The organism is Nocardia sp. NPDC058705, from assembly GCF_042749305.1.
In the GTDB taxonomy this organism is placed as follows: domain Bacteria; phylum Actinomycetota; class Actinomycetes; order Mycobacteriales; family Mycobacteriaceae; genus Nocardia.
Map to the genome: position 1 here is coordinate 179,579 of NZ_JBHYRN010000004.1, position 13,226 is coordinate 192,804.

13 protein-coding genes are annotated in these 13,226 nt (G+C 68.1%); 4 read left to right on the forward strand and 9 right to left on the reverse strand.

The features are described 5' to 3' along the window. Positions 1-68: 68 nt before the first annotated feature. Together ACFW6D_RS08295 and ACFW6D_RS08300 are read left to right on the forward strand one after the other, a co-directional pair. Positions 69-692 (forward strand): esterase, encoded by a 624-nt coding sequence (locus ACFW6D_RS08295; protein ID WP_379326040.1) that lies wholly within the window; start codon positions 69-71, stop codon positions 690-692. Positions 693-784: 92 nt separating this feature from the next. Continuing rightward, complete coding sequence (locus ACFW6D_RS08300) at positions 785-1,639, forward strand: acyl-ACP desaturase (protein WP_379326041.1); 855 nt, start codon at positions 785-787, stop codon at positions 1,637-1,639. A 51-nt stretch (positions 1,640-1,690) separates the two neighbouring features. Here the strand turns inward: ACFW6D_RS08300 and ACFW6D_RS08305 are convergent, their stop codons facing one another. The 3 genes from ACFW6D_RS08305 to glpX all read right to left on the reverse strand — a co-directional run bounded on the left by ACFW6D_RS08305 (position 1,691) and on the right by glpX (position 5,085). Then, entirely contained in the window at positions 1,691-3,091 is a 1,401-nt protein-coding gene (locus ACFW6D_RS08305) for a class II fumarate hydratase (RefSeq protein WP_379326042.1), read from the reverse strand. A gap of 77 nt (positions 3,092-3,168) precedes the next feature. Then, the gene (locus ACFW6D_RS08310; RefSeq protein WP_379326043.1) at positions 3,169-4,011 is read right to left on the reverse strand and encodes a patatin-like phospholipase family protein; all 843 of its coding nucleotides are present in this window, start codon (positions 4,009-4,011) and stop codon (positions 3,169-3,171) included. Between the two features lie 30 nt (positions 4,012-4,041). Beyond that, positions 4,042-5,085 (reverse strand): class II fructose-bisphosphatase, encoded by a 1,044-nt coding sequence (gene glpX, locus ACFW6D_RS08315; RefSeq protein WP_301903244.1) that lies wholly within the window; start codon positions 5,083-5,085, stop codon positions 4,042-4,044. Positions 5,086-5,212: 127 nt separating this feature from the next. Here glpX and ACFW6D_RS08320 point away from each other — a divergent pair, with 127 nt between their 5' ends. Then, entirely contained in the window at positions 5,213-5,779 is a 567-nt protein-coding gene (locus tag ACFW6D_RS08320; RefSeq protein WP_379326045.1) for a DUF4245 domain-containing protein, read from the forward strand. Positions 5,780-5,831: 52 nt separating this feature from the next. On the opposite strand, the gene ACFW6D_RS08325 is transcribed toward ACFW6D_RS08320, so the two are convergent. The 4 genes from ACFW6D_RS08325 to ACFW6D_RS08340 form a co-directional block, all read right to left on the reverse strand. After that, positions 5,832-7,250, reverse strand: a complete 1,419-nt coding sequence (locus tag ACFW6D_RS08325; RefSeq protein ID WP_379326047.1) for an FAD-binding oxidoreductase — start codon at positions 7,248-7,250, stop codon at positions 5,832-5,834. 183 nt (positions 7,251-7,433) lie between these two features. Then, positions 7,434-7,682, reverse strand: a complete 249-nt coding sequence (locus ACFW6D_RS08330) for an exodeoxyribonuclease VII small subunit (RefSeq protein WP_379326049.1) — start codon at positions 7,680-7,682, stop codon at positions 7,434-7,436. 2 nt (positions 7,683-7,684) lie between these two features. Continuing rightward, positions 7,685-8,959 (reverse strand): exodeoxyribonuclease VII large subunit, encoded by a 1,275-nt coding sequence (gene xseA, locus ACFW6D_RS08335; RefSeq protein WP_379326051.1) that lies wholly within the window; start codon positions 8,957-8,959, stop codon positions 7,685-7,687. An 83-nt stretch (positions 8,960-9,042) separates the two neighbouring features. Next, positions 9,043-9,630 carry a lipid droplet-associated protein gene (locus tag ACFW6D_RS08340; protein ID WP_379326053.1) on the reverse strand — a complete coding sequence of 196 codons (588 nt, stop codon included), beginning with the start codon at positions 9,628-9,630 and terminating at the stop codon, positions 9,043-9,045. A gap of 114 nt (positions 9,631-9,744) precedes the next feature. On the opposite strand from ACFW6D_RS08340, the gene ACFW6D_RS08345 reads away from it, so the two are divergent. Further along, the gene (locus ACFW6D_RS08345) at positions 9,745-10,758 is read left to right on the forward strand and encodes a 4-hydroxy-3-methylbut-2-enyl diphosphate reductase (protein ID WP_379326055.1); all 1,014 of its coding nucleotides are present in this window, start codon (positions 9,745-9,747) and stop codon (positions 10,756-10,758) included. 278 nt (positions 10,759-11,036) lie between these two features. Here ACFW6D_RS08345 and ACFW6D_RS08350 read toward each other — a convergent pair whose 3' ends face one another. Beyond that, a complete protein-coding gene (locus ACFW6D_RS08350) occupies positions 11,037-11,897 on the reverse strand; it encodes a DUF6542 domain-containing protein (RefSeq protein WP_379326057.1) in 861 nt (286 codons plus the stop codon). A 51-nt stretch (positions 11,898-11,948) separates the two neighbouring features. Continuing rightward, positions 11,949-13,097, reverse strand: a complete 1,149-nt coding sequence (locus ACFW6D_RS08355; RefSeq protein WP_379326059.1) for a DNA recombination protein RmuC — start codon at positions 13,095-13,097, stop codon at positions 11,949-11,951. Positions 13,098-13,226: the final 129 nt, after the last annotated feature.

The window sequence follows — 13,226 nt, forward strand, 5'->3', positions numbered from 1 at the left end:
GGCCGTTGCGGATGTCGGCCAGGCTGGCGAGGGTGCGAGCCCCGCGAGCCACTCGCGAGAGGATGGATATGAACCACTTCGCTCGACGTACTGCCGCCGGAAGCGCCGCGGTCCTGGCCGCAGCGGGTCTGCTGCTCGCCGCGGGCTGCAGCGACGACAACACGGACAAGGCCAAGGACGCGGTCGCCTCGGTGACCTCCGCCGTCGGAGCCCCGGGTGGCAGCGCCACCACCGAACCCGGCGCGGGCGGGATGACCACCACTCCCGGCTCGGAAACCACCTCCGGCTCGGAAACCACCTCCGGTGCGGCCACCAGTGGGGCGGCAGGCGAGTCGACCACCATCTCCACCCCGAACGGTGACATCACCGTCTCCGGCGAGGTGTACAAGAAGTACATGGCGGCAGGCGGCGCGAGCAGCCCGCTCGGCGCACCGGAGGAAGCCCAGGAAGCCGGTCCCAACGGCGGCGAGTACCAGGACTTCACCGGCGGCACCGTGTACTGGAGCAAGGACTCCGGCGCCCACATCGTGTGGGGCGATATCCGCGAGGCCTGGGAGGAGAACGGCGGCGCCAACGGCACGCTGGGCTACCCGACCAGCGACGAGAAGGACATCACCGGCGGCAAGCAGAGCGACTTCACCGGTGGCACCATCACCTGGGTCAACGGTCAGACCACGGTGACCCCGAAGTAATACCAGCTCAGCGTTGCCTTCCGCCCAGCGCGGGGACCACGGGTTCACCCCGTAGGTCCCCGCGCTTGCGTAGGAAGTACTAGGTTGTCGGGGTGCAGAAAACTTTGACCGACCGCGAGCTGCTGGATTCGCTCGCGGACGAGGTGGAACTGAACCTCCGTCGCCATATCGAGGTGGCCGACGCCTGGCAGCCGCACGAGCAGGTGCCGTGGTCGGACGGGCGTAACTTCGCCTTCCTCGGCGGCGAGGACTGGACCCCGGAACAGTCCGAGCTCAGCGACACCGCCCGGCTCGCGCTGACCGTGAGCGTGCTGGTGGCCGACAATCTGCCGTCCTACCACCGTGAACTCGGCAAGCACCTGCGCACCGGCCCCTGGTGGCGCTGGGTCGGCCGGTGGACGGCGGAGGAGAACCGCCACGAGATCATGATCCGCAACTACCTCATGCTCACGCGTGCGGTGGACCCGATCGCGCTCGAGCGGGCCCGCATGCAGCACATGACCGACGGTTTCAACCGTCCCCCCATGCACCTGATCGACGTGTTGGCCACCTGCGCGTTCGAAGAGGCCGCAGCCGCGATCCGGCACCGCAACACCGCCGCGATCGGCGAGAACCCGACCGTCACCGCGATGGCAGAGAAGCTGGCCGCCGACGACGAGCTGCAGGCGGAGTTCTTCGCTGTGCTCGTCGCCGCTGCTCTCGACCTGGTTCCCGATCAGGGCGTGCGTGCGATCGCCGACCGGGTCGCCGACTTCCGGGTGCCGCACGTGGATCTGCCAGGTGGTGGATCGAGTGACGAGGCGCTGGCCGAGGCGGGCATCTACGATCCTGCCAAGGAGGGTGAGCTGGTGTTCAAGCCGCTGCTGCAGCGCTGGAACATCTTCTCCCGCACCGATTTCAGTGAAGAGGGCGAGAAGGCTCGCGCGGAACTCGCGCACCTGGCCTGAGTTTCTTCGCCGAACGGCCGTCACCTGAGGGTGGCGGCCGTTCGGCGTTTTTCAGCGATCGACGTCGGCCATGGCCAGCACGTCGAGCTTGCGGTCGAGCTCTTCCAGGGAGAGCTTGTCCGGGACGAGCCCGCGATCGATGACGGTCTGGCGGATCGTCTTCTTTTCGCGCAGAGCCTGTTTGGCGACGGCGGCCGCTTCCTCGTAACCGATGGCCGAGTTGAGCGGGGTGACGATCGACGGCGACGACTCGGCGAGGGTGCGCAGGTGATCTTCGTTGGCGACCAGCCCGCTGACGCACTTGTCGGCGAACAGCCGAGAAACGTTGGCCAGCAGGCGAATCGACTCGAGCAGGTTGCGCGCCATCACGGGGATGTAGACATTGAGCTCGAACGCGCCACTCGCTCCGCCGAACGCGATCGCCGCGTCGTTGCCGACCACCTGCACCGCTACCTGCGTAACCGCTTCTGGCAGAACAGGATTGACCTTGCCGGGCATGATCGAGCTACCCGGCTGCAGGTCCGGCAGCTGCAATTCGCCGAGCCCGGTCAGCGGGCCCGAACCCATCCAGCGGATGTCGTTGGCGATCTTGGTCAGGCTCACCGCGATCGTGCGCAGCGCACCCGAAGCCTCGACGAGGCCGTCGCGCGCGGCCTGGGCTTCGAAGTGGTCGTGTGCTTCGCGCAGTGCGTCGATTCCCGTGGTACGCACCAGTTCCGCGACGACTTTGGTGCCGAATCCGGCGGGCGCGTTCATGCCGGTGCCGACCGCGGTACCGCCGATCGGCAGTTCACCGAGGCGCGGCAGGGTTGCCAAGGCGCGCTCGATGCCCGCGGCGATCTGACGGGTGTAGCCGCCGAACTCCTGGCCGAGGGTCACCGGCACCGCGTCCATCAGGTGGGTGCGGCCCGACTTCACGACGGTTCGCCACTGTTGTGACTTGTCGAGCAGGGCCAGGCGCAGATGATCAAGGGCTGGAACGAGTTCGGTGATCACGGCCTCGGTGGCGGCCAGGTGCGTCGCGGTGGGGAAGGTGTCGTTGGACGACTGCGACATGTTCACGTCGTCATTGGGGTGCACGGTCACGCCGTTGCGGGCGGCGATCGAGGCGATCACCTCGTTGGCGTTCATGTTCGAGCTGGTTCCCGAACCGGTCTGGAACACGTCGATGGGAAATTGGTCGTCGTGCTCGCCATTGGCGATCTCGTTCGCCGCGGCGATGATCGCGTCGGCCTTCACCGGATCGAGCAGGCCCAGATCCTTGTTGACCTGCGCGCAAGCGGCTTTCAGCAGCCCGAGCGCCCGGATCTGGGCTCGCTCGAGTCCTCGTCCGCTGATCGGGAAGTTCTCGACGGCCCGCTGTGTCTGCGCCCGCCACAGGGCGTCGACGGGGACGCGAACTTCCCCCATGGTGTCGTGTTCGATCCGGTACTGCCCGTCGTCGTCAGCCATAGTTCGACCCTAGGACTACAACGCCGCGAATGGTGGCCACACACCAGCGCGAAATCCCACATCCGTGGCAGGAATACTCAGTCGGTGGGCCACACCGCGCGCACCTCGCTGGCATAGTGCTCGGCCTGCGCGCGTCCGGCGCGCGCGGCATCGTCGACGCGCACCGGGTCCAGCTCGTTGGGTCCGATGGCCTTGCGGCAGGTCCCGTTCGGAGTGATCACCGTGACCTTCGCCGAGCCGAGATGCGCGAGCTGGCTGGCGATCCGGCCGCTGCGGCGCGGGGTGAGAATGTTGGACGCGAGCCCGACGATGCGGTCGTAGCCCTTCGCCAGATCCAGATTCAACGGCGAACGAACCCCGCCGTCGAGGTAGGTGTGGCCGTGTACCGATGCGGCGGGCCAGGCGAACGGGATCGCGCAGCTCGCGTTGACCGCCTCGGCGAGTGTCACGTGGCTGTCGCTGTCGAAGACCTTCAGTTTCCCGGTGTCGGCATCGACCGCGGTGATCCACAGCGGCCGCTTCGGCCAGGTGCGTTCGGGCAGTCGCGAGGACACCGCGGCCAGTCGGAGCACCGGGTCGACGGTGGACTTGCCGCGCGAGGCCTTCGCGATCCGGCGCGCGGCGCTGGTCTCGTTGCGCGCGGTCCGCCCGACCAGCCCCCAGGTGGCCAATTGCGCGACCGTGAGCCGGTTCGGGATCTCGGCGAACAGTGGCTTCAGTTGTCTCTCGTAGAGCTCGTCGATGGTCAGCTTGCTGCGGATTTGCGCGCCGACGACCGCGCCCGCCGACGTGCCGATCACCAGATCCGCCGACCGCAGGTCGATCCCGGCCTCGGCCAGACCCGCGATCATGCCGATCTGCCAGCCGATACCGACGATGCCGCCGTTGCCTAGGACCAGGGCGGTGCTGGGCGTTCCCATAGTTCGACTATAGGGACGCCCAGCCCCGGATCACGGTAGCGGCGGGTTCGCGCTGTCGTCGCCGTCGAAGTCGACCGAGGAGTACTCGCGCAGCTTCGTGAGGCGGTGGTAGGCGTCGATCATGCGCACGGTGCCCGACTTGGACCGCATCACGATCGACTGGGTGGAGGCGCCGCCGGCGTAGTAGCGCACGCCGCGCAGCAGGTCGCCGTCGGTGACGCCGGTGGCGCAGAAGAACACGTTGTCGCCCGAGACCAGGTCGGTGGTCGAGAGCACGCGGTCCAGATCGTGGCCGGCGTCGATCGCCTTCTGGCGTTCCTCGTCGTCCTTGGGGGCGAGCATGCCCTGCAGTTCGCCGCCGAGACAGCGCAGCGCGGCGGCGGCGATGATGCCCTCGGGGGTGCCGCCGATGCCGACCAGGATGTCGACGCCGGACTCGGGCCGCGCGGCCGCGATGGCACCGGCGACGTCGCCGTCGGAGATGAGGCGGATGCGGGCACCGGCGTCGCGGGCCTGCTGGATGGTGTCCTCGTGGCGGGGACGGTCCAGGATGCACACGGTCAGGTCGGAGACCGAAAGGCGCTTGGCCTTGGCAACGCGGCGGATGTTCTCGCCGATGGGGGCGGTGATGTCGATCGAGCCGGCGGCGTCGGGGCCGACGGCGATCTTGTGCATGTAGAACACCGCGGAAGGGTCGAACATGGCACCGCGCTCGGCGACCGCCAGTACGGAGATGGCGCCGGGGGAGCCCTTCGACATCAGGGTGGTGCCGTCGACCGGGTCGACGGCGAAGTCGACCTCGGGGCCGGTGCCGTCGCCGACGAGCTCGCCGTTGTAGAGCATCGGCGCTTCGTCCTTCTCGCCTTCGCCGATGACGACGATGCCCTTCATCGACACCGAGCTGACGAGCTGACGCATGGCGTCGACCGCCGCGCCGTCGCCACCTTCCTTGTCGCCACGGCCGACCCAACGGCCACTCGCCATCGCGCCTGCCTCGGTGACGCGGACCAGCTCGAGTGCGAGGTTGCGATCGGGTGCCTCGCGGCGGCTGGGAACGGGCGAGGTGGGCGTCATTGCGGAGTGCCTCCTTGGCGTTGGTGATACGGGTGCATTGTCGCATTCCGAAACGGCACGCCCGTGCACGACCTCCTGCGACGACCCCTGAGCGGCCTGGTCACGGCTCGAGTGGATACTGATAGCCGTGTCCCAGAAGAAGCACCGCATTTTCAACGACTACCGCGATCTGTTCTGGTCGTTGATCCCGTTGGTGCTGGCCGCGGTCGTGCTCGCGGGTGCCGCGAGCCAGTGCTCGGTGGCGACGAACGGCCCCACCCAGGGTCAGATCCCGCATTTCGACGCCACTGCCGCCCTGAAGTCCGACGCGAAGACGCTGTCGTTCCCGATCCGCCAGCCCGCATTGCCGCAGGGTTGGGTGTCGAACTCGGGTAGCCGCGACACCATCGCCGCCGCCGGTGGGGGCGATGTGAGCACCGTCGGCTACATCACACCGCAGGGTACCTACATGCGGTATACGCAGAGCAATGCGTCCGAGGAGGCGCTGTCGCGGCACGTGCTGAAGTCGCGGTATCCGACCGGGACGACGGACGTGGCGGGCCAGAAGTGGGTGGTCTACGCCGAGCCGACCGAGGAAACCGGGTGGATCGCCGACCTCGGCGGGGTGCGGATCCTGATCACGGGTGCGGGCAACGAAGCCGCGTTCACCACGTTGGCCACGGCGATCATCAACGCCCAACCGCTGGCCAAGTAAGCCCCGACGCTGGGCAGCCTTCGGAATCGCGGGCTGCGCACACCAGTCGAGCTCAGGTGCTGAGCCGGTAGGACCACCCGTTGTTGGGGAGCGCGGTCGAGGCGTTGATGGTGTCCTCGGTGTCGTCGGACTTGCCCTGGGCCAGCAGGCCGTAGGGGTCGAATTCGCGTTTGGCGGCGATCTCTTTCGGGCCCCACGGCTTCATGCCGCCCGCGCCGAGGACCGGGGTGTGGGAGTTCGCGATGAACAGTCCCGCCCGTTGCAACCGCTCGGTCACCTCGGCCAGCTGCTCTTTGCACACGAATTCGAACACCGGTGAACCCTGGCAGGACAGGCCGCCGTCGATCCGCTTCATCTCCACGTGCAACGGGCCGAGCTCGGCGAAATCGCGGTGGACGCCGACGATCGTCTCGTACAGGTTCTGCTGCGGGAACAGCGCCATCAGGCCAGTGAGCTTGTCGTTGTGGCGCTGGTAGCGCAGCATCGAATGTCCCCAGGTGAACTCGTACAGGGGCGCGCCGTAAGTGCCCTTGCCTTCGAGACAGCGGTAGCGGATTCGGCCGCCGTTGGCGTGCACCAGGTCTTCCACATTCGGCACCGACTGGACCGCCGCCATCAGCAGCACCATCGACTCGCCGTCGGGGATCAGTCCGGCCAGCTCGGGGAAGTACTGGGGGAGTGGATGTGCGTGCGGTGACACGACTTTCGTCAGGATGCCGTCGCTGCTGCCGATGTCGACCGAGAAGCGCGCCGCCTGCTCGAATTCCGGGAACGAGACGACCAGCTCGTGCCATTCCCAGGCCGGGGCCACCGGCAGTTCGACCTCGGTGATGATGCCGTTCGCGCCGTAAGCGTGGTGCACGGTGTTCACATCGCGCCCGCGCAGCTCGATCAGTCGCGGGTGCTCTTCGACCGCCATCACCTCCAGCGCGGTGATGTTGCCGGTATCGCGCAGGATGCCCCAGCGACAACTACCGATGCCCGCGTGCCCGCCCGCGATGTAACCGCCGACGGTGGCTTGCCGCGCGGTCGACGGGTGCATCCGCAGCTCCCAGCCGGACGGGCGGATCGCGGCATCGATATCGGCGACGACGGTGCCGGTGAGCGCGCGCACCGTGGTCGGCAGGCGTCTGCCGGGCTCACCGTGCCAGCCGAGGACGCCGCTGAGCGCGGTGACGTCGATGACCGCGCCACCGCGCAGCGGCACACCCTGACCGAACTGCCCCGACCCCGCGCCACGCACGGTGATCGGGATGCGGTGGCGCGCGCACGCGGCTACGGCAGTGCGCAGCTCGTCTTTGTCGCGTGGGGCGATGAAGATCTCGGCGTTGCGACCGCGGAGCAGATCGCGCAGAACCGGACTCTCGGCGAACCGGTCACGGCTCTTGGTGCGCAGCTTGCGGGTATCGGTGGAGAAGGCGATGGATCCCAGGTCGTCGCGCAGGTTCGTCAGCGAATCGGTAGGTGACATCGGCCGCACTCCGTCTCGGGCTCTTCCGTGCGCCGCACGGATGGCGATCCATCAGCAGATCGACCGGAGAACAGCGTGCCCGACCAGTATTTCCTCGCGGTTACGCGGTTCGGGGAGCCTGCTGTCGGGACGTGGCCGGACGCGTCGGCCCACCTCGGGCGCGGATGACCTCGTCGCCGGTCCCTATTCGGCGGTGTCGAGATCGGCGCGGGAGAGTGCGTCCTCCACGCGGCGGCGGGCGCCGGCGAGGTGTTGTTCGCAGCGGTTGGCCAGTGCTTCGCCGCGTTCCCACAGGACCAGCGAGTCGTCGAGGTCGAGGCCGCCCTGTTCGAGCATCTTCACCACGTTGATGAGCTCGTCTCGGGCGCGCTCGTAGCCGAAGGCCGCGATCTCGGCCAGGGTGTCGGTGTTGTCGGAACCGGCGTCGGCCACGGTCACTTCCTCTTCTCGTCGGTGGATTCGGGGGTCAGTCGTTGGGCGCCGAGTGCGGCGGCGGTGACGGCACCGTCGGCGACCCTGATGCGTAGCTGGCTGCCTGCGGGAGAGTCCTCGATCGAACGGACGACGTGTCGTTCGGGACCGGCCACGCGCTGCACGACAGCGTAGCCACGGGCCAGCGTGGCGGCCGGACCCACCGCGGTGAGCTTCTCGCGCAGGTGCAGGGTGGTCGTCGACTCGCTGCGCAGGTGCTGTTCGATATTGCGCTGCGCTGCGGTGCGTAAGCGTTCCAGCTCGTCGTGGCGGTGGGTCAGTTCGCGCAGGGGGTCGGAAAGGACCGGGCGGGAACGCAATTGGGTAAGGGTGTGTGTTTCGCGCTGGACCCAGCCGCGCAGGGCGGCGGCGGACCGGGCGCGCATCTCGCGGACACCGGCCAGTTCGGCGGCGGCGTCGGGGACGATGCGTTTGGCGGCGTCGGTGGGGGTGGCCGCGCGCAGGTCGGCGACCAGGTCGAGCAGCGGGTTGTCGGGTTCGTGGCCGATGGCGCTGACGACCGGGGTGCGGGCGGCGGCGACCGCGCGACACAGGGCTTCGTCGGAGAAGGCCAGCAGATCCTCGACGCTGCCGCCGCCACGCGCCAGCACGATCACCTCGACATCGGCGTCGCGATCCAGTTCGGCCAGGGCTTCGAGCATCTGCGGCACCGCAGTCGGACCTTGAACTGCCGTGTTTCGGATGACGAAACGTACTGCGGGCCAACGCTTCTGGGCTACCGACAAGACATCACGTTCGGCCGCACTCGCTCGCCCGGTGATCAGCCCGATCGTTCCTGGCAGAAACGGCAACGGACGCTTGAGTCGGGCATCGAACAACCCCTCGGCCGTCAACAGGGCTTTCAAACGTTCGATCCGCGCCAGCAACTCGCCGATGCCGACCGCGCGAATCTCGGTGACCCGCAACGACACCGTGCCGCGGCCAGTGAAGAAGTGCAGCTTGCCGTAGACGACCACCCGGCTGCCCTCGGTCAACGGCACCCGCAGCTTGCGCAACAGCTCGGGATCGCAGGTCAATGACAGCGACATGTCCACCGAGGCGTCGCGCAGCACCAGAAACGCTGTGCGGGTGCCGGGACGCGCGTTGATCTGGGTGACCTGCCCCTCCACCCAGATACTGCCGAGCCGTTCGATCCACTGGGCGACCTTCACCGCGACCGAACGCACCGGGTACGGCTGCTCCGCCGAATTGGCGGCCGCGACGTCGTCCTGAGTCATACCGACAGTTCTACGCGGGGCCACCGACACAACCAAAAGGCGGCCGCGTCCTCGAAGGACACGGCCGCCTGGGATGAGGTCTCTTACTTCGCCTGCACGGTGGCGATGCGGTTGGTCAGCATCGTGACGAAGGGGGCGCGGGCGCGCGTCTGCTGTTCGAACTCCAGGAGCTGACCCAGCTCCTCGATGGTCAGCATGCGCAGGCGGGCGCGCAGCTGGGCCAGCGTCATCGCGGGGTAGTCGTAGCGGATCGCGACCTCGGGCGCGACGACCTCCTCGACGGCAGACTCCGCGGCGGGCTCGATGACCTCTTCCTCGGTCTCGAGCAGCAGCAGCGGCACGGGCACGACCTTGCCGTTGGTCTGCGCGGGCTCTTCGAACAGGTCGAAGCTGCTGGTGTGGCCGTTGGTGGCCGGTGCGGGCTCGATGTCCTCGTCGAAGGTGGCCCACTCGGGCTGCTCGGCCGGGGCCGAACCCAGCCGTTCGAACACACCGTCACCCTTGAGCGCGAGACTGGTGACGAACTGCTGCACGTGCATCGTGGTCTGCAGCACGCGACTGAGCGCGGTGATCGGGAAATTGACCGCGGCGACAGGCAGTCGCCGGGTCTCTTCTAAGGCATAGACGGCGGCGCCGGCGGCCACCCTGGCCAGGAACGGAGGTCGAAACATGCCCCCAGCCTGCCCCAAACCGGGTGTGATGCAAAGGTCCAGGCCCCTGTTGTGTGACTTTCGCCCCTTGATCCGACCTGATCGGGCCCGTCGCGCGCACGTAAGCTGTGGGATATGACCTCGGCAATCCCCTTGAACGTCGGTATCACGCGCTCCGCGGGCGCGAATGCTGCCGGTGGCAAGCGCGTGCTGCTGGCCGAGCCGCGCGGCTACTGCGCAGGCGTCGACCGTGCTGTCGAAACCGTGGAGAAGGCTCTCGAGAAACACGGCGCCCCGATCTATGTGCGCAAGGAGATCGTGCACAACCGCCACGTCGTGGAAACGCTACGTGAGCAGGGCGTGATCTTCGTCGACGAGACCGACGAGGTGCCAGAAGGCGCGCTGGTCGTGTTCTCCGCGCACGGTGTCGCCCCGATCGTGCACGAGACGGCCGCCGAACGGAACCTGCGCACCATCGACGCCACCTGCCCGCTGGTCACCAAGGTGCACCAGGAAGCCAAGCGTTTCGCCCGCGACGACTACGACATCCTGCTGATCGGCCACGAAGGCCACGAGGAAGTCGAAGGCACCGCCGGCGAGGCACCGGAACACGTGCAGCTGGTCGACGGGCCCGACTCGGTGGACAACGTGGTCGTGCGCGATCCGTCGAAGGTGATCTGGCTGTCGCAGACCACGCTCTCGGTGGACGAGACCATGCAGACGGTCGAGCGACTGCGCGAACGCTTCCCGACGCTGCAGGACCCGCCCAGCGACGACATCTGCTACGCCACCTCCAACCGTCAGACCGCGGTGAAGGCGATGGCGCCGGAGTGCGATCTGGTGATCGTGGTGGGTTCGCGCAACTCGTCGAACTCGGTGCGGCTGGTCGAGGTGGCCCTCGGTGCCGGTGCGAAGGCCTCGTATCTGGTCGATTACGCCCGTGAGGTGGATCTCGCCTGGCTCGAGGGTGTGCAGACGATCGGCATCACTTCCGGCGCTTCGGTTCCGGAGATCCTGGTGACCGGGGTGCTGGATCTGCTCGCCGAGCACGGGTTCGGCGAGGTTCAGCCGGTGACGACGGCCAACGAGACTTTGGTGTTCTCGCTGCCGCGCGAACTGCGCCCCGCGCGTCGAGACGCCTCCGCCTAGAGCTGAGCTGTTCCGCCTCTCCGCCTCCTCGAGCCAGGCTTGGGCGCGGGGAGGCTTGCGTTGGCGGCCAGACGGCGATTGTGGATGGGTTGGCCCGTACCCGGTGAGCTGCTCATCCGCCTCTCCGCGAACTTCAGCCAGATTCAGGTGCCTGGAGAGTTGGCGACGCGGCAAGCTTCGGCGTCGGGCCGGTCGAGGCCGTACCCGGTGATTTACCCATGTTCGTGCTGGATCAGTTCGCAAAAAATCCCCGCCTTTAGTGGCGGGGATTTTCTTGTCTAGACGTTGTCCGGGCGGCGGCGTTCTGTTCGGGCTGAGTCGGCGCGGTCGCGGTAGCGGACGTTGGGCTGGGGGTGGGGCGGTGCTTCGCTGCGGCGGCGGGGGATGCGGGCCGGTTCGGGTTCGCGGGGGGCTGCGGCGGCGCGGGCCGGGCGGGGTTCACCGCGTGCGGCGCGGGGCTCGCGGGGGCGGCCTGCTGCGGGTGCCCGTTTCGGGTCGGCGGGCCGGGCGGGGCGGCGAGCCGGGCTCGCCATGTCGACCTCGGTGTCGGGCTCGTCGAGGACGGCCGTGCCGCGGCGCGGGCGCTTGCGGGCGGCGGTGGCGAGGTCGGGGGTCGGTTCGGGGCGACGGCGCTTGGTCGGCTGACGTTCGGTCTTGGGTTTGGCGCGACGCTCCGATGCACCCGGACGGGCCGTCTGGGGCGTGCGCTTGGCGATCGCGATCCTGGCTCCACCGATCGCCAGGACCAGCACGGTCGCCAGCGCCATCGTCGGGAAGCGCTCCACCAGCGGGATGATCAGATTGATCAGCACTTCTTTGATCGAGAAGGTGGCGCGACCGCCCAACATCTGGCAGGCCACCGGCACCGCGACGAACAACAGCAGCGGCGGCATCACCATGGTCGAGAACAGGCCACGAAAGCGCACCGCGCAGACGGCGAGCACACAGCCGAGCACATACAGCGCCGAGAACGTGCCGGTCGGCAGGGTCTCACCACCGAACGCGTCGATCAGGAACCCGACGCTCGTCACACCCACGGCGAGCAGAATCGCGGCCCAGGCGGGGATGCCGGGTACCGAGGGCACGATCGAACGTTGCGGCGCGGGCACCCGGGGTCGCGCACGTTGGGAAGCAGCCACACTATGACACTAACTGCACATCGCCCCCGTGGGCGCCACGGCACGAGGATCTCAGAGGCGATCCTCAGCGTCCGCCAATGCCACCACACGCGGCCGGGCCTCGGTCAGCCGGATTGCCGGGAGCTCGGAATCGGCGATCCCGAGATCGTGCATCCGGCGCGCGGTGACCATCACCCGCGACTCCACCGAACCCACCGTCGCGTTGAAAGCAGCTACGGCCTTACCGAGATTCACGCCCAGATTGTCCAGATGTTCGGAGACCTTGCCCAGCCGGGTGTAGAGCTCCTTGCCCAGTTGCTGCACCGTTGCCATGTCGCGGGACAGCGCTTCCTGGCGCCAACTGAACGCCACCGTGCGCAGCAGCGCGATCAAGGTAGTGGGGGTTGCCAGAATCACGTTCCGCCCGAACGCGTACTCCAAGAGGTCGGCGTCGGTGGTGAGCGCGGCGTCCAGGAACGGGTCGCCCGGCACGAACAGCACCACGAATTCCGGTGCGGGGTCGAACGCCGCCCAATACGCCTTGTCGGCCAATTGGTCGACGTGGGCGCGCAGGTGCTTGGCGTGGCGGGCCAGTAATTGGGTGCGTGCGCTGGGATCGTCGGTGGTGGCCGCGTCCAGGTACGCCGAGAACGGCACCTTCGCGTCGACGACGATGTGCCTGCCGCCGGCCAGCCGCACCACCATGTCGGGGCGGACCACGCCGCGATCGTCGCCGCCCGGCCGCGACACCTGGGTGTCGAAATCACAGTGCCGGGTCATACCCGCGAGTTCCACCACGCGTTCCAGTTGGATCTCGCCCCATCGTCCGCGCACCTGCGGCGCCCGCAGCGCGGCGACCAGCTGGCCGGTTTGATCCGAGAGCCGATGCGAGGTGCGTTGCATGCCCGCGACCTGCTCGCGCAACCCCGAGTACGCGTCGATCCGGTGGTGCTCGACCTGCCTGATCTGCTGTTCCAAGGCTCCGACCGCGTCGCGGAGCGGATCGACCATCGCGCCGATCGCGGCCGAATGTCGGCGCGCGGCATCCTCGTTGGCCGAGTGCAGCGACCGCTCCAGCAATCGTTGATTGTCACCGGCCGCGGCGAGTCTGGCCTCCGCGGTGGCGGCGCGTTGCCCACCACGGGCGGAATGCCCCAACCAGCCCAGACCGAAGCCTGCGGCGAATACCAGGACGAGCGCGACGAGCATCGAAGCGGTCATGGCGGCGATACTGCCCGAGGCCACCGACAAGTTCGCAATTCCCGGGCAAACCGGGCATTTCCGCGACGGCTACAGACCGGATATCTGTCGGCGGGGCCGGCGGGCACGCCACGCCGGTGAATTACATGC

Excerpts from the sequence above, each read along its gene's own strand:
- ACFW6D_RS08295 (WP_379326040.1), top strand. The coding sequence starts at position 69 with ATGAACCACTTCGCTCGACGTACTGCCGCCGGAAGCGCCGCGGTCCTG.
- ACFW6D_RS08305 (WP_379326042.1), bottom strand. The coding sequence starts at position 3,091 with ATGGCTGACGACGACGGGCAGTACCGGATCGAACACGACACCATGGGG.
- ACFW6D_RS08310 (WP_379326043.1), bottom strand. The coding sequence starts at position 4,011 with ATGGGAACGCCCAGCACCGCCCTGGTCCTAGGCAACGGCGGCATCGTC.
- glpX (WP_301903244.1), bottom strand. The coding sequence starts at position 5,085 with ATGACGCCCACCTCGCCCGTTCCCAGCCGCCGCGAGGCACCCGATCGC.
- ACFW6D_RS08325 (WP_379326047.1), bottom strand. The coding sequence starts at position 7,250 with ATGTCACCTACCGATTCGCTGACGAACCTGCGCGACGACCTGGGATCC.
- xseA (WP_379326051.1), bottom strand. The coding sequence starts at position 8,959 with ATGACTCAGGACGACGTCGCGGCCGCCAATTCGGCGGAGCAGCCGTAC.
- ACFW6D_RS08340 (WP_379326053.1), bottom strand. The coding sequence starts at position 9,630 with ATGTTTCGACCTCCGTTCCTGGCCAGGGTGGCCGCCGGCGCCGCCGTC.
- ACFW6D_RS08345 (WP_379326055.1), top strand. The coding sequence starts at position 9,745 with ATGACCTCGGCAATCCCCTTGAACGTCGGTATCACGCGCTCCGCGGGC.
- ACFW6D_RS08355 (WP_379326059.1), bottom strand. The coding sequence starts at position 13,097 with ATGACCGCTTCGATGCTCGTCGCGCTCGTCCTGGTATTCGCCGCAGGC.